This window comes from Qipengyuania sp., from assembly GCF_964227205.1.
Taxonomy (GTDB): Bacteria; Pseudomonadota; Alphaproteobacteria; order Sphingomonadales; family Sphingomonadaceae; genus Qipengyuania.
This window is the reverse complement of record NZ_CAXQVB010000002.1, coordinates 34,455-53,682: the sequence shown is the minus strand read 5'-3', so window position 1 is coordinate 53,682 and position 19,228 is coordinate 34,455. Positions and strand designations below refer to the sequence as shown.

The following is a 19,228-nucleotide window of genomic DNA, read 5'->3' as shown; positions in this document are numbered from 1 at the left end:
TAACATCGCCATTGGGGCGCGCATCCCGATCAGCCGCGGCGGACAGGCCTTTCGATGAACCTCACCCACCCGTTTCTCGACGAGGATGGCGACAAGCTGCGCGAAGAATGCGGCGTGTTCGGCGCGATCAACGCGACCGATGCCGCCGCGGTCACCGCACTCGGCCTCCACGCGCTCCAGCACCGTGGCCAGGAAGCTGCGGGCATCACCAGCTACGACGGCGCCGAATTCTTCACCCGCCGCGGGCTCGGCCATGTGGCGGAGAACTTCTCGTCGCAGGAAGCGATCGCCGAATTGCCGGGCATGATGGCGGCCGGCCATGTGCGCTATTCGACCACCGGCGGCTCGGGCCTCAGGAACGTCCAGCCGCTCTATGCCGACCTTGCCAGTGGCGGCTTCGCCGTGGCGCATAACGGCAATATCTCGAACGCGGGCGTCCTGCGCGAGGACCTCGTGCGGCGCGGCTCGATCTTCCAGTCGACCAGCGATACCGAGGTCATCATCCACCTCGTCGCGACCAGCCGTTATCCCACGATCATGGATCGCCTGATCGACGCGCTGCGGCTGCTCGAGGGCGCCTATGCGCTGATCGTGATGACGCCCGAGGGCATGATCGCCTGCCGCGACCCGATGGGTATCCGCCCGCTGCAGATGGGCCGGATCGGCGATGCCACGGTGTTCGCTTCGGAAACGGTCGCCTTCGACGTGGTCGGGGCGCAATTCGTCCGCCAGGTCGAACCGGGCGAGGTGATCAAGGTCGATTTCGACGGCAATGTCGATTCGCTCCATCCCTTCGGCAATCATGCGCCGCGTCCCTGCATCTTCGAGCACGTCTATTTCAGCCGTCCCGATTCGGTCTTCGACGGGCGCAGCATCTACGAGGCACGCAAGGCGATCGGCGCCGAACTCGCGCGCGAGAAGCCGGTCGAGGCCGACCTCGTCATTCCCGTGCCCGACAGCGGCGTGCCCGCGGCGATCGGCTATGCGCAGGAATCGGGCATTCCCTTCGAACTCGGCATCATCCGCTCGCACTATGTCGGGCGCACCTTTATCCAGCCGTCGGACGGCGCGCGCCATGCAGGCGTGAAGCGTAAGCACAATGCCAACCGCGCGCTGGTCGAGGGCAAGCGCATCGTCCTGATCGACGACAGCATCGTGCGCGGTACCACCAGCCTTCAAATCGTCGAGATGATGCGTGATGCCGGTGCGACCGAAGTCCATTTCCGCGTCGCCAGCCCACCCACCGCGCACAGCTGCTTCTACGGCGTCGACACGCCCGAGCGCAGCAAGCTGCTCGCCGCGCGGATGGATGTCGAGCCGATGCGCGAATTTATCAAGGCCGACAGCCTCGCCTTCGTCTCGATCGACGGGCTTTATCGTGCGGTCGGCGAGAAGCCGCGCAACTCGGCCTGCCCGCAATTCTGCGACGCCTGCTTCACCGGGGATTACCCCACTCCGCTGACCGACATGGCGCGACGCGAGGACAAGCAGCACAAGCTCGCCTTCCCTTCCGAACAGGTCGCCTGATGACACAACCGCTCGACAATCGTCTCGCCCTCGTCACCGGGGCGAGCCACGGAATCGGCGCCGCCACCGCCAAGGCACTGGCTGCGGCCGGCGCGCATGTCGTGCTGACGGGTCGCGACGTACGCGCGCTCGAGGCCGTCGAGGATGCGATCCACGCCACCGGCGGCGCCTCGACTATCGCCCCGGTCGACCTGGCGGAAAGCGATGGTATCGCACGCCTCGCCGCGGCTATTTCCGGCCGCTGGGACAAGTTGGATTATCTCGTCATTTCCGCGGCCTATCTGCCGATGCTGACACCGGTTACGCAGATCGACGGCAAGCAGCTGAGCGAGGCGCTGACGGTCAATTTCCTCGCCACGCAGGCGCTGCTGGCCAATTTCGACCCGCTGCTCAAGCGCGCCGATGCGGGCCGCGTGATCGGCCTCACCAGCAGCGTCGGCGCCACGCCGCGCGCCTATTGGTCGGCCTATGGCGCAACCAAGGCGGCGTTCGACAATCTGCTCGAAAGCTATGCGCAGGAAATCGAGAAGATCTCCAAGGTCCGCGTTGCCCTCGTCGATCCGGGCGCGACCCGCACCGCCATGCGGGCCAAGGCCTATCCCGGCGAAGACCCGCAAACGGTCAAGCCGCCCGAAACGGTTGCCGACCGGCTCGTCGAACTGCTGGTTAACGATTTCGAGGGCTTCCACCGCGAGCGCGTCGACGGGTGAATTAACCACAGGCGGCTACCCGCGCGAAACCAAACCGCGCGATAATCGCGCCGTGCCCGTAGCCGCGGTGCACGAGAGTCGCACTCGATCGAGCGAGGAGGAATCCCGTCATGGTCCACAAGCCGCAGGACCGCTACGCGCTTGCCGCTCAGGAAGACCGCTGCGCGCCACGGACGAAACTGACCATTCCCGCGCAATTGCGTGCCAGTGGCGGACGCGCCTTCCAGACGGTGGTGCACGACCTCTCGATCTCGGGCTTTTCCGCCGCCGCGATCAACCGGATGCACGAGGGGCAGCTGTGCTGGCTCACGCTGCCCGGTCTCGAATCGCTCCAAGCCCAGGTGGTCTGGTGGGAAGGCTCGCTCGTCGGTTGCGCCTTCAGCGAATTGCTGAGCCCCATCGTCCACGATTCAATTCTCGCGCGCTACGGCAGCGTCGACGCCCCGCGCCCCTATTGAGGGGCATTGGCGGGAAGGGGCGCCACCCCCTTAGCCTCAATCAGTCGTCGAGTGCCGCGCCGATCCTGCCGACGAGCGCGCGAAAGCCCTCGCGGTTGGCGCGGCTGGTGGCGGTTTCCCAATTGCTGACGACGGCGACCACCAGCCGCTCTTCGGGGACGATGGTGATCGCCTGCCCGAAGATGCCCTGCGCGCCGTAGGTTGCTCCGGGATAGGTCCACCACTGGTAACCGTAGCCGAAGCCGGGCGCCTCGGGCGCGAAATCGACCAGCGGTGAACCGGCAGTGGCGAACCAGCCATCGGGCACCACGCCCTTGCCGCCTTCGAGCGCGAACTGGCCCATCCGCGCATAGTCCGACAGCCGCAGCGAGAGGCAGCAGCCGCCGATATTGCCGCCGGTCAGGTCCTGCATCCAGAACAGCCCGCCCGCGAAACCGGCGGGCTCGACGATCTTTTCCGCCGCGTAGGCGGCGAGCGACTTGCCCGTGGCCTGTTCGACGATCAGCCCGAGGAGGTTAGTCTCGAGCGTCTTGTAGACCCATTTGCTGCCTGCAGGGGCCTCGCGCTTCAGGGTGCGAGCATAGGTCACCGCCTGCGATTCGCCCGCGACCGGCGTGATCGCGAGCATCTTGGCGACATCGCTGTCGGGATCGGTATAGTCCTCGTTCCATGCCACGCCCGAGGTCATGGTGGCGACCTGGCCGACGGTGACGCCGTCATAGGCGGTACCCGCCAGCGCGGGGACGATTGCGGTCACCGGCGTGTCGACGCTCTCGATCGCCCCGTCGGCGATCGCCGCGCCGAGCAGCGTCGAAGTGAAGCTCTTGGCGACCGAAAAGCTGGTCCAGCGCCCCTCGGGCCCGAACCCCAGCCCGTAATCCTCGAACACCACCTGCCCGTCCTTGAGCACCATCAGCCCTGCGGCATGCGTGTCGGCCATATAGGCGCGGATATCGCCCTGGAGGGCGGCGGGGAGCACGGCCGCGCTGCGGGGCAGTTCGCGCACCGGGTTGGCGGGCGCGACCTCGAGCCCCGGGAACAGGCCTTCCATGTCGCGGAATGCGGCCGAGCGGCGTTCGTCGCTCCAGAACAGGATCGAATCGTTCGGATCCATGCTCGCCATTTGGGCGGGCATCGACTGGGTGACCGCGGGAATGGCGGGCGCGACCGAAGCGGTCCCGACCGTGTCGTAAGTGCTCGCACAGCCGGCGAGCGCCAGCGCCGCCGTCGAAATCCAGAGCCCGCGCATCCTCATTCTCCCTGTTTCACCAGCGTGACCTGGTGGACGTCGATCCCGCCGCCGCGGAACCCGCCTTCGCAATACATCAGATAATAGCGCCACAGATTGCAGAAGCGCTCGTCGAAACCCGCCGGCAGGCGGCCAGCGGCCTCTGCCTCATCGAAGCGCGTCCGCCAAGCCTCGAGCGTTGCGGCATAGTCGAGCCCGAAATCGCGCTGGTCCTGCCAGGCGAGCCCGCGCTCTTCCGCCAGCCGCCGGAACTCGCTGGTGCGGATCAGCAGCCCCCCGGGGAAAATATAGGCCTGGATGAAATCGGCGCTCTGCGCATAGGCCTCGAACAGCTCGTCGCGCATCGCAATATACTGGATCGCGGCGCGCCCTCCCGGTTTCAGATTGCGCGCGATGCAGTCCATGAAGGTCGGCCAGTATTCGCGTCCCAGCGCTTCGACCATCTCGACGCTGACGATGGCATCGAACTGCCCGGAACAGTCGCGATAGTCCTGCTTGCGGAACTCCACCCCCGTCCCGTGCCGCTCGCGCGCCCAGGCCAGCTGCGCATCGGACAGGCTGATCGCCGTCACGCTTCTGCCCCGCGCGGCAAGATCGCCCGCCAGCCCGCCCCAGCCGCAGCCGATCTCGAGCACGGTTTCGGCGTCTCCGATACGCGAGGCCAGCGCCGCCCACTTGCGCCTTTGCGCCGCCTCGAGCCCGTCCTCGGCCATTTCGAGCGCGGAGGAATAGCTCATCGTCGGGTCGAGCCAGGCGGCGTAGAAATCATTGCCGAGGTCGTAATGCGCGGCGATGTTCTTCCGCGCGCCCGCGGGCGTATTGCGGTTGAGCCAATGGGCGAAGCGCGCCGCGAGGCGAAACGGCCCGCGCGCCCGCCCGGTGTCGCCCAGCTCCTCGCCATTGGCCATGAACAGCGCGAACAGCGGCACCGGGTCGGGGCTGGTCCATTCGCCCGCTTCCCATGCCTGGTACCAGCCGATCGAGCCATTCGTCGCCAGCCGCAGCAGCGCGGTCCAGCTGCGCAGCTCGACCGAGCATTCGAAGCCCGGCGATCGTCCGCCGAGCGTGCGGGCGGTGCCATCGGGAAGCCGCGCATGGATCGCCCCGCGCACCAGCGCAGCATCGATGCGGTCGAGGAGTTTGCCGAAGCCGGGCGCGACGAGGCGCGCGACAAGGCCCGGCTTGCGGGCGAAGCGCTGGGCCCCGGCGAGCAACTCGCCGCCGCGTGAGGTGGTCGGCATGTCCATCGCCCCCGGTATGACTCGGCGAGGCGTCGCGCTCAAGCTCCTAGCCGGCACTCACTTCGCCGAGCGATAGGCCTCCAGCGCACGCTCGCGCGCTTCCCTGTGGCCGATCATCCTGGCCGGATAGTTGCCGCGCCTGTCGTCGGGCGGGTCGTGGATATCGGTATCGGACAGCCCGGCCAGCTCGGGCACGTAGGTGCGGATATAGCCCGCCGCGTCGAACTTTGCGCTCTGGCTCAAGGGCGCCATGATCCGCACGAACATGTTGCTGTCGACCCCGGTGCCGCTGATCCACTGCCAGTTGACGCCGTTATTGCCGTAATCGGCATCGACCAGAGTGTCCCAGAACCACTGCTCGCCATGGCGCCAGTCGATCAGCAGGTGCTTCACGAGGAAGCTCGCGGCGATCATCCGCACGCGGTTGTGCATCCAGCCGGTCTGCCACAGCTGGCGCATGCCGGCATCGACGATCGGATAGCCGGTCATGCCCTTCTGCCAGCATTCGAGATCGGCGCGGATCAGGTGCCCGGCATCGGGATTGCGCCACAGCTTGCGCTCGTCATAGTCGCGATAGCTTGCGCGCGGATAGTCGGGAAACTGGTCGATCACGTTCTGCGCATAGTCGCGCCAGATGAGCTCCTTGGCAAAGGTGCGCCAGCCTTCGCTGCGCTTGTCTTTCAGCTCGTGCCATAGCTGAGCGGGGCTGATCTCGCCCCAGTGGAGATGCGGCGACAGGCGCGAGGTGATGTCCTGCGAAGGCAGGTTGCGTCCCTCGTCATAGGCCGCGACCTCGTCCGTCCACCAGGCGAGCCGCTCGTGCGCGGCGTCCTCGCCGAAGTCCCAGAAGGTGCGGATGCCGCCTGCCCAATCGGGCTTGGTCGGGAGCAGGCCCCAATCTTCCAGCTCGTCGCTCTCGGGCCAGCTTTCGGGCGACTGGATCGTCTCAGGTTGGGGCAGCGGGTCGCGCGGCGGCATGACCTCGAGCATCGCCTTCGAGAAAGGCGTGTAGAGCTTGTAGGGATCGCCCGACCCGGTGGTCACGCTGCCCGGCGGAAGCAGGTAGTTGCCATCGTATAGGCACAGTCGGCAATCGTCTGCCAGCGCATCGCGCAGCTCGTCCTCGGCCTCCTTCCACCACGGCTCGTAATGGCGCAGCGCATGGACGCACCCTGCCCCCAGCTCGTGAGCCAGCGCGGCAAGCACCTGCGGTGCATCGCCCTTGCGCAAGACGATCCGCGAATGGCGGCTGCCGAGCGTCTTGCCGAGGCTCTCGAGCGAATGGTGCAGCCACACGCGCGAGGCGCCGCCATAGGCGTGATCGCCCGCGCGCTCGTCGTCGAGGACATAGACCGGGACGACCGGCCCCGCCTGCGCCGCGGCGTGGAAGGCGGGCTGGTCGGCGAGGCGCAAATCGCGCCTAAGCCAGACGATCTGGGATGAAGTCATGCCCGCAATTCCTGAAACCTACCCCTCATCAGTCATTGCGAGGCGAGACAGTCGCCGCGGCAATCCATGGCGCAAGGCGCATCGCTCTGGATTGCTTCGCTTCGCTCGCAATGACGGTTCAGGAAGCCGCAAGTTCCTCGCAGCGTACATCGGGCAGCGCGACGCTGAAGCGGTCGCGCGCGCGCGGATCGTAGAACCGCGCATCGCGGAGGATCACCGAGCCATCGGGTGCGCGCTCAGCAAAAGGCGCGCGCGACCAGAAGAGGAAGGCGTCGAGCTGAGGATCCGACCTTCGGCTGAGCTCAAGTTCGGGCCAGCTACACAGTTTCACGGATAAAGGTTCGAGCGAGTAAGGCAGAACAATCGGGTCGCCGGGTCCGCCGATCGATGGCGAATACACGACCTCAAGGGAGGTTGGTTTATCTGTCTGCACAAACCACTCGCCGTGCCCCCCCACGATGACCTCACGCTCCCAAAAGGCGAGTGGAAGGGGGCTGCTGATTGTCGTCGTCTCGTAGATCGCGCGAGGTGCGGCCATCGAAATCACCCCGTTCACCCCGATATACGCCAGCGCCACCGTGATCGCGATCCGCGCTGGCCGCCGCCACTCGCCGCCCTGCTTCTCGCGGCGGAGCGAGAACCATGTGGCGAAACCCATCAGCGCCCACAGCCAGACATCGATGATGAACAGCGTGTCGCCGTAGAACCAGCGGCTCGAGAACGGCTCGAGCAGGCGGATGCCATAGACGTTGAGCCAGTCGAGCGCCGGATGCGTCAGGCAGCCGATGAAAGCCAGCGCATAGAGCCATTTGAAGCTGACCGGCAGCCGCGCCGCAGGCCGCGTGCCGCGCTGTGCCTGCCAGCGATCCCAGCCCCACAGCGCGCCCGCCAGCACCAGCGGCAGCAGCAGCATCGCGGGCGGGCCATGCGTGATCCCGCGGCGAAAGCCGAGATGTTCGACCCCGTCGAGCCAGAACAGGCAGGCCGCATCGACATCGGGCAGGTTCGCGCCGATCACCAGCGCGGGCATCGCCAGCCCGGTCTTTCGCTTGAGCCCCGCCTGCCCGATCAGCGCGCCGACCAGCGAATGCGTCAGATTGTCCAGCGAACCCCTCCCGCGGAAATATTCACGCTTCCACGCGTTGCGAATGCGTCTCTCTGGGGAAATTACCGTGCCGATCGCCCGCATCAAGACCTATATCCACCGCGAACAGCGGCTGCTGATCGGCCTGCTCGTCGGTGCGATCCTCGCGACCGGCTTCATCCGGCTCGCGGGCGAAATGGCCGAGGGAGAGACCAAGGCCTTCGACGTCGCCTTCCTCAAGTCGCTGCGCACCCCGGGCGATCTCGCCATCCCCATCGGGCCGCACTGGCTGCTGTCGGCGATGCGCGACCTGACCGCGCTCGGCGGGGTCACCGTGCTGGCGCTGGTCGCGGTGCTGGCGGTAGCCTTCCTGCTGACCCGCGGCCGTATCCGGCAGGCGCTCTATACCGCGCTCGCCGCGGGCGGCGGTGCGCTGTTCGGCACGCTGCTCAAGAGCCTCTTTGCGCGGCCCCGGCCCGAGGTCGTGCCGCATCTGGTCGAGGTCACATCGCTGAGCTTTCCCAGCGGCCATTCGATGAACAGCGCGATCATCTACCTGACGCTGGCAGTGATGATCGCGCGCAGTTTCGAGGAGCGCGGCGCGCGCATCTTCGTCATCGGCGTCGCCGCGCTGCTGGTGCTGACGATCGGCTTCACCCGGCTCTATCTCGGCGTCCACTACCCAACCGACGTCCTCGCCGGCTGGACCGTCGGCGCGGCCTGGGCACTCGCCATGGGCCTCATCGCCACACGGCTGCAGGAAGACCGCAAGATGGAACAGCCGGGAGAGGATCCGGCGTGATCGGTCGGCGATCGGCTGCGCTGCGAGGGCGGTGGACGATGCCTCCTGCTTTTCGCGCTAAGACGCGAAGACGCTAAGATTGGCTTCCGGCCGTCCGACGGTAGTTGTTTACCAGACGCTGAAGGCCATCCTTGAAGGTACCCCTGCCGAAATTCATCAGCAGGCCGATGCGCAGGTCCATCAAACGCAGATAGGTCAGCACTTGTTTTGCGTGAACGGCTGCGTGCCTTTCGGTCGACTTGATTTCGATCAGCAGCTTGTCTTCGACAAGCAGATCGAAGCGGAAGCCGTTCTCGATCACAATACCATCGTGTTCGACCGCGACCGCTCCCTGGCGATGGACGATCAGCCCATCGCGCCGCAGGCCTTCGAACAACAGCGCTTCATAGACGCTCTCCAACAGGCCCGGGCCAAGATCGCGATGCAAGCGGTAGCCCTTGTCGATGCAATGGCTGACCAGCTCCTCGATCTCCACCCGCGCCCCCCTCTTCGCGTCTTAGCGTCTTAGCGCGAAACCAGATTCCTTCTTCATGCCTTCGTGTGCGAACCTTACGCGACCCCTCTAAACAGGATCCTGCGCGGTGCCGTCGACGGTCCAGGTCTGGCCCTTGCCGAGCAGCTTGGCGAGGTTGGCCTCCTTGCCCGCGCTGACAGCGGATTTCTCGGCCATGGCGGCATCCTCGAAGGTCGGGCGCGGATCGTCGTAGAGCACGCCTAGCGCCATCGGAAACGGACCGAAGGGCATTTCGACCAGCATATGCGCGATCGAGCGGTTGGTGACGTCGTGGACGATCACGCCCGCGCCTTCCCAGTCGCCGTCGGTCACGTCGACCACTGCGAGGCTCAGCGCGTCGCGGTCGAGCGTGATGCCCTTGGCGCCGCCGGCGAACAGCATCGGCTGGCCGTTTTCGAGCCAGAGCTGGCGATCCTCCGCCCCCTTGGGCGCGGCGAAATCGTTGAACACGTCCTTGTTGTAGACGATGCAGTTCTGGAAGATCTCGATGAAGGCGGCGCCCTTATGCGCATGCGCGGCCTTGAGCACGTCGGGCAGGTTCTTCGACACGTCGAAGCCGCGCGCGACGAAGCGCGCCCCCGCGCCGAGCGCGAAGGCGGCAGGGCGTGCGGGATGGTCGTAGCTGCCGATCGGGGTCGATGGGCTCTTGGTCCCCTCGCGGCTGGTCGGCGAGGCCTGGCCCTTGGTGAGGCCGTAGATCTCGTTGTTGAACAGCATGATCTGCATGTTCACATTGCGTCGAAGAACATGCATCAAGTGGTTGCCGCCAATCGACAATCCGTCGCCGTCGCCGGTCACCAGCCAGATGTCGAGATCGGGATTGGCGAGCTTCGCGCCGGTGGCGAAGGCGGGCGCGCGGCCGTGGATCGTGTGGAAGCCGTAGCTCTCGACGTAATAGGGAAAGCGGCTCGAACAGCCGATGCCACTGATGAACACGGTGTTCGCGGGGTCGGCGCCCAACTGCGGCAGCGTGCGCTGCACCGCCTTGAGGATCGCGTAGTCGCCGCACCCCGGGCACCAGCGGACCTCCTGGTCGGTTTCCCAGTCCTTGAGCGTGGTCTCGATCTTGACGGGTGCGTTCATCAGTCGTTCTCCGCCTGGGGGCTCGGCAATTGTTCGTCGTTCACGGCGACCTGCCCGCCCTCATTGCCTTCGATGCCGTCGAAATACTTGCCGATCGCCTCTTCGAGCTCGGCGATCTGGAACGGCTGGCCGCTGGTCTTGGTGAGTGGCTGCGCATCGACGAGGAACTGGTCGCGCAGCACGGTCTTGAACTGGCCGGTGTTCATTTCGGGGACGAGCACCTTGTCGAAGCCCCTCAGCAACGCGCCCAAATTCTTCGGCAGCGGCCAGATATGGCGCACATGGATATGGCTGACGTCCATCCCCTTGCGGCGGGCATTGTCGACCGCGCGGTGGATCGGGCCGAAGGTCGAGCCCCAGCCGACCACCGCGAGCCTGCCCGAGGTCTCGCCGAGGCAGACCTCTTGGTCGGGCACCGCGATGCCTTCGACCTTGTTCTTGCGGGCATCGGTCATGCGCTGGTGGTTGTCGGGCGAATAGTCGATATTGCCGGTCAGCTCGTGCTTCTCGATCCCGCCGATGCGATGCATCAGGCCGGGCGTGCCGGGCTTGACCCAGGGCCGCGCGCCCTTGGCGTCGCGCTTGTAGGGCAGGAAGTTCTCGCCATCGTTGGGCTGGTCGAGGAACGTGGCGGGGAACGGAGCGAAATCGGCCGGGTCCGGCACCTTCCACGGTTCGGCGGCATTGGCGATATAGCCGTCGGTCAGCAGCATCACCGGGGTCATGTACTCGACCGCGATGCGGCAGGCCTCGATCGCCACCTCGAAGGCATCGCCCGGGCTGCTCGCCGCGATCACCGGCATGGGCGCATCGCCGTTGCGACCGTAGACCGCTTGGTAGAGGTCGCTCTGCTCGGTCTTGGTCGGCAGGCCGGTCGACGGCCCGCCGCGCTGCGAGTTGACGATCACCAGCGGCAGTTCGGTCATGATGCCGAGGCCGATCGCCTCGGTCTTCAGCGCGATGCCCGGACCCGAGGAACTGGTCACGCCGAGGCTGCCGGCATAGCTCGCCCCGATCGCGGCGCAGATCGCGGCGATCTCGTCCTCGGCCTGGAAGGTCGTGACGTCGAATTCCTTCAATCGGGCGAGGTGGTGAAGGATCGCCGATGCCGGCGTGATCGGATAGCCGCCGAAGAACATCGGCAGTTGAGCCAATTGTGCGCCCGCCACGAGGCCCAGGGAGACCGCTTCGGCGCCGGTAATCGTGCGATAGAGGCCCGGTGCGCTCGGCACGGGATCGACATGGAGCTGCTTCAGCGGCCCCGCCAGCTCGGCGGTTTCCCCATAGGCGTGCCCCGCATCGAGCGCCGCGATATTGGCGTCGGCGATATCGGGCTTGCTCTTGAACTTGGCCTTGAGCCACTCGTGGATCGGTTCGCGCGGACGGTCGAACATCCACAGCGCGAGGCCCAGCGTCCACATGTTCTTCGACCGCAGCGCGTCCTTGTTGCCAAGGCCGTAGGGCTTGACCGCCTCGATCGTCTTCTCGCTGATATCGAAGGCAAGCACGTCGTATTTGGCGAGGCTGCCATCCTCGAGCGGGTTGGCATCGTAATGCGCCTTGTCGAGGTTGCGCTTGGTAAAGGCGCCGGTATCGGCGATGATCAGCCCGCCCGGCTTCAACGCGGCAAGGTTCACCTTGAGCGCCGCCGGGTTCATCGCGACGAGCACGTCGGGAGCATCGCCCGCGGTGTTGATCTCGCGGCTGCCGAAATTGATCTGGAAGGCCGAGACGCCGAACAGCGTGCCTTGCGGCGCGCGGATCTCGGCGGGGAAATCGGGAAAGGTCGCGAGGTCGTTGCCGGCCAGCGCGGTCGACAGCGTGAATTGCCCGCCGGTCAGCTGCATCCCGTCGCCGGAGTCGCCGGCGAAGCGCACCACGACGCTCTCGGGAGTTGCGGGGAGGCCGTCCTGCGGCAGGTCGGCGCCATTCGGGGCGGCTGTCGCCATCCGTGTCTTCCTTGTCTGCGCCGGCTGTCGCGGCGCCGTTTCTCTCGGGGTGCGCCACCTAGGCCGCGTCCCGTCCACTCGCAATGAAGTTTCTCTGCTAGGCCAAAAAAGCCGCATGGAAAAGCGCTGCGAACAGGCTAAGTCCCTAAAAGCAACGCAAGTGGGAGAGCGAGCGAAATGGCCGATACCGAACACTATGTCCGCGACGACGTGCGCGGCTTCCTCGACATGCTCGAACAGATGGGCGGCAAGGGAGTCGAGGAAGTCGGCGCCGAGGAAGGCCGCCAGCAGATGCGCGCGATGGGCGCGCTGGCCGAAGCAGCGCCGCGCACCATGGCGGTGCAGAAGGATTTGACCTGTCCCGGTCCCGCCGGCCCGATCCCCGTGCGCTTCTACGATGTGAAGGCAGAGCGCGAGCCGGGGCCGTGTGTGCTGTTCATCCACGGCGGCGGCTTCGTGATCGGCGACCTCGAGGTCTACAACGCGCTGTGCACCGAGATATCGCACCATCTCGACCTGCCGGTGGTGTCGGTCGACTACCGCCTTGCGCCCGAACACCCCTTCCCCGCCGCACCCGACGATTGCGAGGCGGCGGCGCGCTGGGTCGCCTCCTCGCCCGCCGAGCTCGGCCGCGAAATCACCGGCCTCGTCATCACCGGCGACAGCGCGGGCGGCAACCTGACCATCGTCACCACGAACCAGCTGATGAACGATCCCGCAGCGGTTCCGGTGATCGTCCAGGCACCGATCTATCCGGTCGCCTCGGACGTCAGCCAGCATTCGAGCCTCGCCATGTTTGCCGAAGGCTTCCTGCTGACCGGCGCGGCGATGGCGTGGTTCACCGACCAGTATGGCGGCGATGCCAGCGATCCGCGCCACACGCCGATGGTGGGCGACTGTTCGAACACCCCGCCGACCGTGGTCTGCACCGCCGGGCTCGATCCCTTGCGCGACTCGGGGCGGGAATACGCCGCACATCTGGTGCAGCTCGGCACGGAAGTGGTCTATCTCGAGTTTCCCGGCATCATTCATGGCTTTACGACGCTGCGAAAAGCGATACCGAGCGGCCAGAAGGATCTCGAGGCCTTCCTCGACGCGACCAAACTGATGGTGGAACGATACAGGTGAACGACAATTTGGGTTACCGCCCCTGCGTGGGCGTGATGCTGGTGAATGGCGATGGAAAGGTGTTCGTCGGCCGGCGCATCGACAACAAGGAAGGCGACTGGTGGCAGATGCCGCAAGGCGGGGTCGACGAGGGCGAGGACCTCAAGGACGCCGCGCTGCGCGAGCTGGCCGAGGAAACCGGCGCGCGGCCCGAACATGTGACCATCCTCAAGGCGATGGACGAACCCGTGCGCTACGACCTGCCCGAGGAGCTGATCGGCAAGCTGTGGGGCGGCCGGTACCGCGGCCAGGAGCAGGTCTGGTATCTCGCGCGCTTCACCGGCCGCGACGCAGATATCGACCTCGAAGCGCACGACCCGCCCGAATTCTGCGACTGGAAATGGGCCGAACCCGAGCAGCTGCCCGAGCTGATCGTCCCCTTCAAGAAACGCGTCTACCGCGCCGTGGTCGAAGCTTTCCGCGACCTCGTCTAGCAGCGGGCCCCCGCCTCGGCGGGATTACGGGAAAGGTCAGTTCTGCTGCGGCGTGGCAGCGTCGGGCAGCACCGCTTCGGCAGTCTGGACCCGCGGCGGCGGACCGGCGGCGATCCGTGCCGACAGCGCCTGCGTCTCGGCGCAGCTCGATCCGCACAGCGATTCGAGCTTGGCGAGATTGCCCTTGGCCTTTTCGACCGCGCCCTTTTCTACCAGCGCCTCGCCCTCGCCCGCGATGGCGGCGAGATTGCGCGGCTCGCGCACCAGCGTCTCGCGATAATAGCGGATCGCCTTGCCCTGCAGCCGTTCGGCGCGCGCAGCCTCGGCAAGGCGCAGGAAGATCGGCGTGTATCCCGGATCGAGCGCCAGCGCCGCCTCATAGGCGTCGATCGCACCCTGCGTGTCGCCCTGCTTGAGGGCCGCCTGGCCCTCGGCAATCAGGACGGCGGCACGCGGCGCAGGTTCGCGTTGTCCGGCCCAGCTCACGCTCGAAGTGATGGCAAGCGCCAGCGAAAGGGCGGCGGCGGCGGGTGCGAAACGCATGATCGTCTCCAGAATGGAAGTCCGTCCAGGGGTTGGCGTGTCAGCCATAATCGGCATGGCTACCATGTTCACCCTGCACAGGCGATGAAAAATCCGTCGGTGCCGTCATGGAACGGCGTCAGCCGCATTCCTTTCCCGCGCGGCCTGCCGAGCGGCAGGGAAAGTGGCCTCGCCGTGAAATTCGTTTGCCGCGCGAGGAAAGCGTCGAACTGGCCAGACCCTTCCTCGTCGAGCAGCGAGCAGGTGACGTAGACGATCCGCCCGCCGGGTTTCACCAGCTGGGCCGCGACGTCGAGCAAATGCGCCTGGATTGCGGTAAGCCGTGTCAGTTCCTTTTCGTCGAGACGCCAGCGCGCTTCGGGATTGCGCCGCCAGGTGCCGGTGCCCGAGCACGGCGCGTCGACGAGGACCGCATCGGCCTGGCCAGCGACATCGGCAAGCCCGTCCAGCTCGTGCTGCGGATTGAGCAGCACGGTCTCGATATTGGTTGCGCCCGCCCGTTCGGCGCGCGGAGCGAGGCGCGCGAGGCGGGCCCGGTCGGTGTCGGAGGCGATCAGCCTGCCGAGATTGTCCATCGCCGCTGCCAGCGCCAGCGTCTTGCCGCCTCCGCCCGCGCACAGGTCGATCACCGTTTCGCCCGGCTCCGCACCGACCGCGAGGCAGGCGAGCTGCGAGCCGGTGTCCTGCACCTCGACCTTGCCCTCGCGGAATTCCGCCCATTGCTCGACCGGCGTACCGGGTGCGAGCCGCAGCCCATGCGGCGCATCGGTCGGCACAGCCCCTGCCGGCAGCGCCAGCGTCGCGCGTTCGGCCTTCAGCGTGTTGACGCGCAGGTCGAGCGGCGCGCGCCCAAGCAACGCCTCGGCCTCGGCCCCCGCGATATCCGCAGCGGCAAGGCGCCCGGCGAGCCAGGCAGGCGCGACACCGCCCTCGGCCGCGAGCTCGCCCTCGCCCAGCGGCGCAGGGCCGTAATTCGAGCCGTCGAACAGCGCGACGAGGCTGTCATCCGTTTCGGCGAGCCGCAACATCGCCGCCCGGCCGGTCTCGGGCACCGGCCCGCAGGCGCGGATCGCCGCGAAGACCAGCTCGCGAATCGCGCGGCGATCTTTCGATCCGGCGAAACGGTTGTTCCTGAACCAGTCGGCCAGGATGCGGTCGGCTGGCGCCGCCTTGGCGCGCGCCGCCGCGATGATCGCGTCGAGCAGCTCGATCGCGGTCTGGACGCGTGCGGCGGGGGTCATGATCCGCTCCCGCAGGGAGAGGGCGACCCCGAGGCCGAAGGCCTCGGGGTGGAGTGGCACGAAGGGGTGTTCGGAACCTGCATGTCGTGATCAGGCATTGGGTGCCCCTTCACCATGCTGCGCATGGTTCCCCTCCCCGGCTCGGGGAGGCTCATCGCGTCGGATAGTTCGGCGCCTCGCGGGTGATGGCCACATCATGGACATGGCTTTCTGCAAGTCCCGCATTGGTGATGCGGACGAAATTGCCGCGCGTCTTGAGATCGGCGATCGTCGCGCTGCCGGTATAGCCCATTGCCGCCTTGATCCCGCCGACCAGCTGGTGGACGACAGCCGCTGCCGGCCCCTTGTAGGGAACCTGTCCCTCGATTCCCTCGGGAACCAGCTTCTGCTGGCTGACGTCGGCCTGGAAATAGCGATCGGCGCTGCCGCGTGCCATCGCGCCAACGCTGCCCATGCCGCGATAGGCCTTGTAGCTGCGGCCCTGGTAGATGAAGGTTTCGCCCGGCGCCTCCTCGGTCCCGGCGAGCATCGAACCGATCATGATGGTCGAGGCGCCCGCCGCGAGCGCCTTGGCCGCATCGCCGCTGGTGCGCAGGCCTCCGTCGCCGATCACCGGAACGCCGGCCTGCTCCGCCGCCTCGGCGCAATCCATGATCGCGGTAAGCTGCGGGACGCCGACCCCGGCGACCACGCGCGTGGTGCAGATCGATCCCGGACCGATGCCGACCTTGACCGCATCCGCGCCCGCATCGACCAGCGCCCTGGTGGCTTCCGCGGTGGCGACATTGCCGGCCACGACCTGGACCGCGTTCGACAGCTTCTTGACGCGTTCGACCGCGCGCGCGACGTCGCGGTTGTGGCCATGCGCGGTGTCGATCACCACTACGTCGACCCCGGCGTCGATCAACGCCTCGGTGCGCTCGAAGCCCTTGTCGCCCACAGTGGAGGCGGCGGCGACGCGCAGGCGGCCCTGGTCGTCCTTGGTCGCCTCGGGATAGGCGACCGCCTTTTCGATGTCCTTCACGGTAATCAGGCCGACGCAATGCTGCGCATCGTCGACCACCAGCAGTTTCTCGATGCGGCGCTGGTGGAGCAGCTTGCGCGCTTCCTCCTGGCTCGTGCCGAGCGGCACGGTGGCGAGGTTCTCCGTCGTCATCAGTTCGCTGACCGGCTGGCGCGGATTCTCGGCGAAGCGGACGTCGCGATTGGTGAGGATGCCGACCAGCTTGCCCGCCGCGTCGGTCACCGGGATGCCGCTGATGCGATTCGAGGCCATCAGCTCCTGCGCCTCGCCCAGCGTGGCATCGGGAGTGATCGTGATCGGATTGACCACCATCCCGCTTTCGTAGCGTTTCACCGCGCGCACCGCGGCGGCCTGGTCGGCGACCTCGAAATTGCGGTGCAGCACGCCGATCCCGCCCAGCTGCGCCATGGCGATCGCCATGTCGGCCTCGGTCACCGTGTCCATCGCGCTGGAGATCACGGGGATGTTGAGCGCGATGTCGCGCGTCAGACGCGTGGCGGTATTGGCCATCGACGGCAGGATATCGCTCTCTGCCGGAACCAGAAGAACGTCGTCGAAGGTGAGGCCGAGGGGGATGTCGAGATGTGCCACGTTTGAGAATCGCCTGCCGGGGGAAATGTGGCGGCCCATGTAACGACGGAACACCGGATTAGCTAGTGCCCTGCCCCGACTTCCTTACCGCGGGCCCGGTGGCAATGCAGGCGGACAAAAACCAGCAGCGCGCCGACGGGAAACAGGAACTGCAGCGTCTGCGGCTGCCAGCGCGCGTCGAGACCGCTGACCGATGCGGTTGGTACTGCAATCCCGAAGAACCAGTAAACATGGTCGGGGCGCGCAAGCACCAGGGCGCCACCCCCGACCCCGACCAGCGCGATCAGGGCCCAGAGCGGCTTGTGAGGAAGCCCCCGCGTCCGCAGCGCGAGGATCATCGCGGCAAGACTGGCGAGCAGACTGCCGCCCATGGCGGCAAGGAAAGCGATCTGGGTGGCCTGCATGGTCTGCTATTCCGCGGTCCAGCCGCCATCGACGCTCCAGTTGGCGCCGTTCACGTTCTGCGCCTCGTCGCGGCAGAGGAAGGCGGCGAGCGCGCCGACTTCCTCGGGTTGGACGAATTTCTTGGTCGCCTGCTTCACCAGCAGCACGTCGTTGACAACCTCTTCGCGGGTCATGCCGCGGGCCTTCATGGTATCGGGGATCTGCCCCTCGATCAGCGGGGTCCAGACATAGCCGGGGCTGATGCAGTTGGCGGTCACGCCATGTTCGGCGAGCTCCAATGCGATCGTCTTGGTAAAGCCCGCAATGCCGTGCTTCGAGGCATTATAGGCGCTCTTGAAGGGGCTCGCGACCTTCGAATGCGCGCTGGCGGTGTTGATGATCCGGCCCCAGCCCTTTGCCTTCATGCCCGGCACCGCGAGGCGCGTGGTGTGGAAGGCGGCGGTGAGGTTCAGCGCGATGATGAGGTTCCACTTGTCGACCGGGAAATCCTCGACCGGGCTGACATGCTGGACACCCGCATTGTTGACGAGAATGTCGACTTGGCCCGCCTCGGCCATCATCGCCTCGACCGCAGCAACATCGGTAAGATCGGTGCCGAAATGCGCCGCGCCGCCCAGTTCCTCGCGCAGCGTCGTTATCTCGCCCTCGTCGCCGAAGCCGTTGAGGATGACCTCGGCCCCTTCGCCATGCAGCGCCCGCGCGATGGCGAGGCCGATGCCGCTGGTCGATCCGGTGACGAGTGCGCGTTTTCCTTCGAGAAACATTCGGGGCTCCAGGCGTTATGTCGAATATCGACGGCCGACATCGCGCACATGGGGTGCGCTGTAAAGCGGCCAGGGGACAGGGGAAGCGCATGCGGCTCAATCCGTTCAATACCGGCAATATCGACGTACGCTCCAGCGGCGGCGGCATGCCCGGGGGCAAGGCCGGGGGCGTCGGCTGCGGCACGATCGTGATCGCGGCGCTGGGCTATTTCGTCTTCGGGCTCGACCCTATGCAGACTGCGGGTATGGTCGAGAGCGTCCAGCAGGATCAGCAGCAAGCGGGGCCGGCGAATACCGACGAGCAGGCGATTTGCACCAGCAGCGCCTATGCGCGCGAGGCGTGCAACGGGCTCCAGTCGCTCAACCAGACCTGGGCGCAAACCTTTGAGGCTCAAGGCTATGGCGACCGCTTCGCCCAGCCCACGCTAGACCTTTACGGCGGCGGCGGGGTGCGCACCGCCTGCGGCAGCGCCAGTTCGTCGATGGGCCCCTTCTACTGCCCAGGCGACCAGACGATCTATATCGACACTGGCTTCTACGACACGCTCGAACGCCAGCTCGGCGCGGGCGGCGATTTCGCGCGCTACTATGTGCTCGCGCATGAATACGGCCACCACATCCAGACGATCACCGGCATTTCCGGCCAGATCCGCAGCGCACAGCAGCAGAACCCGCGCCGCGCCAACCAGCTGCAGGTGCTGATGGAACTGCAGGCCGATTGCTATGCCGGCGTCTGGGCGGGCAAGAACCGCAATTTGATCGAGCCCGGCGATATCGAGGAAGGCATGCAGGCCGCCGCCGCGATCGGCGACGACCGGCTGAGCGGCGGGCGCGTCTCGAGCGAGAACTTCACCCATGGCACCAGCCGGCAACGCAGCGACGCGCTGCGGCTCGGACTGCAGGGAGACGACCGCGCCTGCGACCGGATCACTGCCATCGGCTGAGGCTCGTCGCGCCAAAGGAAAGGGCGCAACCCGCCGGCTGCGCCCTTCC

The 19,228-nt window shown here is 66.6% G+C and carries 19 protein-coding genes; 7 read left to right on the top strand and 12 right to left on the bottom strand.

Annotated elements, in window-relative coordinates:
* The first annotated feature begins 54 nt into the window (after positions 1-54).
* From purF to ACEQZ0_RS02165, 3 genes are all read left to right on the top strand, one after another.
* Positions 55-1,527 (top strand): amidophosphoribosyltransferase, encoded by a 1,473-nt coding sequence (gene purF / locus ACEQZ0_RS02175; RefSeq protein WP_370187959.1) that lies wholly within the window; start codon positions 55-57, stop codon positions 1,525-1,527.
* Positions 1,527-2,237 (top strand): SDR family NAD(P)-dependent oxidoreductase, encoded by a 711-nt coding sequence (locus ACEQZ0_RS02170; RefSeq protein ID WP_370187957.1) that lies wholly within the window; start codon positions 1,527-1,529, stop codon positions 2,235-2,237. The genes purF and ACEQZ0_RS02170 overlap by 1 nt, the downstream gene beginning before the upstream one ends.
* Positions 2,238-2,347: 110 nt before the next feature.
* The gene (locus ACEQZ0_RS02165) at positions 2,348-2,695 is read left to right on the top strand and encodes a PilZ domain-containing protein (RefSeq protein WP_370187955.1); all 348 of its coding nucleotides are present in this window, start codon (positions 2,348-2,350) and stop codon (positions 2,693-2,695) included.
* Between the two features lie 40 nt (positions 2,696-2,735).
* Here the strand turns inward: ACEQZ0_RS02165 and ACEQZ0_RS02160 are convergent, their stop codons facing one another.
* The 4 genes from ACEQZ0_RS02160 to ACEQZ0_RS02145 form a co-directional block, all read right to left on the bottom strand.
* Entirely contained in the window at positions 2,736-3,944 is a 1,209-nt protein-coding gene (locus tag ACEQZ0_RS02160; RefSeq protein ID WP_370187953.1) for a serine hydrolase domain-containing protein, read from the bottom strand.
* 2 nt (positions 3,945-3,946) lie between these two features.
* Positions 3,947-5,191, bottom strand: a complete 1,245-nt coding sequence (locus tag ACEQZ0_RS02155) for a class I SAM-dependent methyltransferase (protein WP_370187950.1) — start codon at positions 5,189-5,191, stop codon at positions 3,947-3,949.
* Between the two features lie 51 nt (positions 5,192-5,242).
* Positions 5,243-6,634, bottom strand: coding sequence for a deoxyribodipyrimidine photo-lyase (locus ACEQZ0_RS02150; RefSeq protein ID WP_370187948.1), 1,392 nt, complete (start codon positions 6,632-6,634; stop codon positions 5,243-5,245).
* A gap of 118 nt (positions 6,635-6,752) precedes the next feature.
* Positions 6,753-7,739 (bottom strand): metal-dependent hydrolase, encoded by a 987-nt coding sequence (locus ACEQZ0_RS02145; RefSeq protein ID WP_370189899.1) that lies wholly within the window; start codon positions 7,737-7,739, stop codon positions 6,753-6,755.
* A gap of 67 nt (positions 7,740-7,806) precedes the next feature.
* On the opposite strand from ACEQZ0_RS02145, the gene ACEQZ0_RS02140 reads away from it, so the two are divergent.
* On the top strand, positions 7,807-8,520 hold the full coding sequence (locus tag ACEQZ0_RS02140; RefSeq protein WP_370187946.1) for a phosphatase PAP2 family protein: 714 nt from the start codon (positions 7,807-7,809) through the stop codon (positions 8,518-8,520).
* Between the two features lie 73 nt (positions 8,521-8,593).
* Here ACEQZ0_RS02140 and ACEQZ0_RS02135 read toward each other — a convergent pair whose 3' ends face one another.
* The 3 genes from ACEQZ0_RS02135 to ACEQZ0_RS02125 all read right to left on the bottom strand — a co-directional run bounded on the left by ACEQZ0_RS02135 (position 8,594) and on the right by ACEQZ0_RS02125 (position 12,066).
* A complete protein-coding gene (locus ACEQZ0_RS02135; protein ID WP_370187944.1) occupies positions 8,594-8,995 on the bottom strand; it encodes a GxxExxY protein in 402 nt (133 codons plus the stop codon).
* Positions 8,996-9,082: 87 nt separating this feature from the next.
* Positions 9,083-10,117 (bottom strand): 2-oxoacid:ferredoxin oxidoreductase subunit beta, encoded by a 1,035-nt coding sequence (locus ACEQZ0_RS02130; RefSeq protein ID WP_370187942.1) that lies wholly within the window; start codon positions 10,115-10,117, stop codon positions 9,083-9,085.
* Complete coding sequence (locus tag ACEQZ0_RS02125) at positions 10,117-12,066, bottom strand: 2-oxoacid:acceptor oxidoreductase subunit alpha (protein WP_370187940.1); 1,950 nt, start codon at positions 12,064-12,066, stop codon at positions 10,117-10,119. The genes ACEQZ0_RS02130 and ACEQZ0_RS02125 overlap by 1 nt, the downstream gene beginning before the upstream one ends.
* 177 nt (positions 12,067-12,243) lie before the next feature.
* Here ACEQZ0_RS02125 and ACEQZ0_RS02120 point away from each other — a divergent pair, with 177 nt between their 5' ends.
* Entirely contained in the window at positions 12,244-13,194 is a 951-nt protein-coding gene (locus ACEQZ0_RS02120; protein ID WP_370187938.1) for an alpha/beta hydrolase, read from the top strand.
* Entirely contained in the window at positions 13,191-13,667 is a 477-nt protein-coding gene (locus ACEQZ0_RS02115; RefSeq protein WP_370187937.1) for an RNA pyrophosphohydrolase, read from the top strand. Before ACEQZ0_RS02120 ends, ACEQZ0_RS02115 begins: the two co-directional genes overlap by 4 nt.
* Positions 13,668-13,703: 36 nt before the next feature.
* Here the strand turns inward: ACEQZ0_RS02115 and ACEQZ0_RS02110 are convergent, their stop codons facing one another.
* From ACEQZ0_RS02110 to ACEQZ0_RS02090, 5 genes are all read right to left on the bottom strand, one after another.
* Complete coding sequence (locus ACEQZ0_RS02110) at positions 13,704-14,210, bottom strand: tetratricopeptide repeat protein (RefSeq protein WP_370187936.1); 507 nt, start codon at positions 14,208-14,210, stop codon at positions 13,704-13,706.
* A gap of 68 nt (positions 14,211-14,278) precedes the next feature.
* Positions 14,279-15,451: an RsmB/NOP family class I SAM-dependent RNA methyltransferase gene (locus ACEQZ0_RS02105; RefSeq protein ID WP_370187934.1), complete on the bottom strand. Its 1,173-nt coding sequence runs from the start codon at positions 15,449-15,451 to the stop codon at positions 14,279-14,281.
* Between the two features lie 151 nt (positions 15,452-15,602).
* Complete coding sequence (gene guaB, locus ACEQZ0_RS02100; protein WP_370189896.1) at positions 15,603-17,105, bottom strand: IMP dehydrogenase; 1,503 nt, start codon at positions 17,103-17,105, stop codon at positions 15,603-15,605.
* Between the two features lie 23 nt (positions 17,106-17,128).
* Entirely contained in the window at positions 17,129-17,470 is a 342-nt protein-coding gene (locus ACEQZ0_RS02095) for a hypothetical protein (RefSeq protein ID WP_370187932.1), read from the bottom strand.
* A gap of 6 nt (positions 17,471-17,476) precedes the next feature.
* Positions 17,477-18,235, bottom strand: a complete 759-nt coding sequence (locus tag ACEQZ0_RS02090) for a 3-hydroxybutyrate dehydrogenase (RefSeq protein WP_370187931.1) — start codon at positions 18,233-18,235, stop codon at positions 17,477-17,479.
* Positions 18,236-18,324: 89 nt separating this feature from the next.
* On the opposite strand from ACEQZ0_RS02090, the gene ACEQZ0_RS02085 reads away from it, so the two are divergent.
* Positions 18,325-19,179: a neutral zinc metallopeptidase gene (locus ACEQZ0_RS02085; protein WP_370187929.1), complete on the top strand. Its 855-nt coding sequence runs from the start codon at positions 18,325-18,327 to the stop codon at positions 19,177-19,179.
* Positions 19,180-19,228 lie beyond the last annotated feature (49 nt).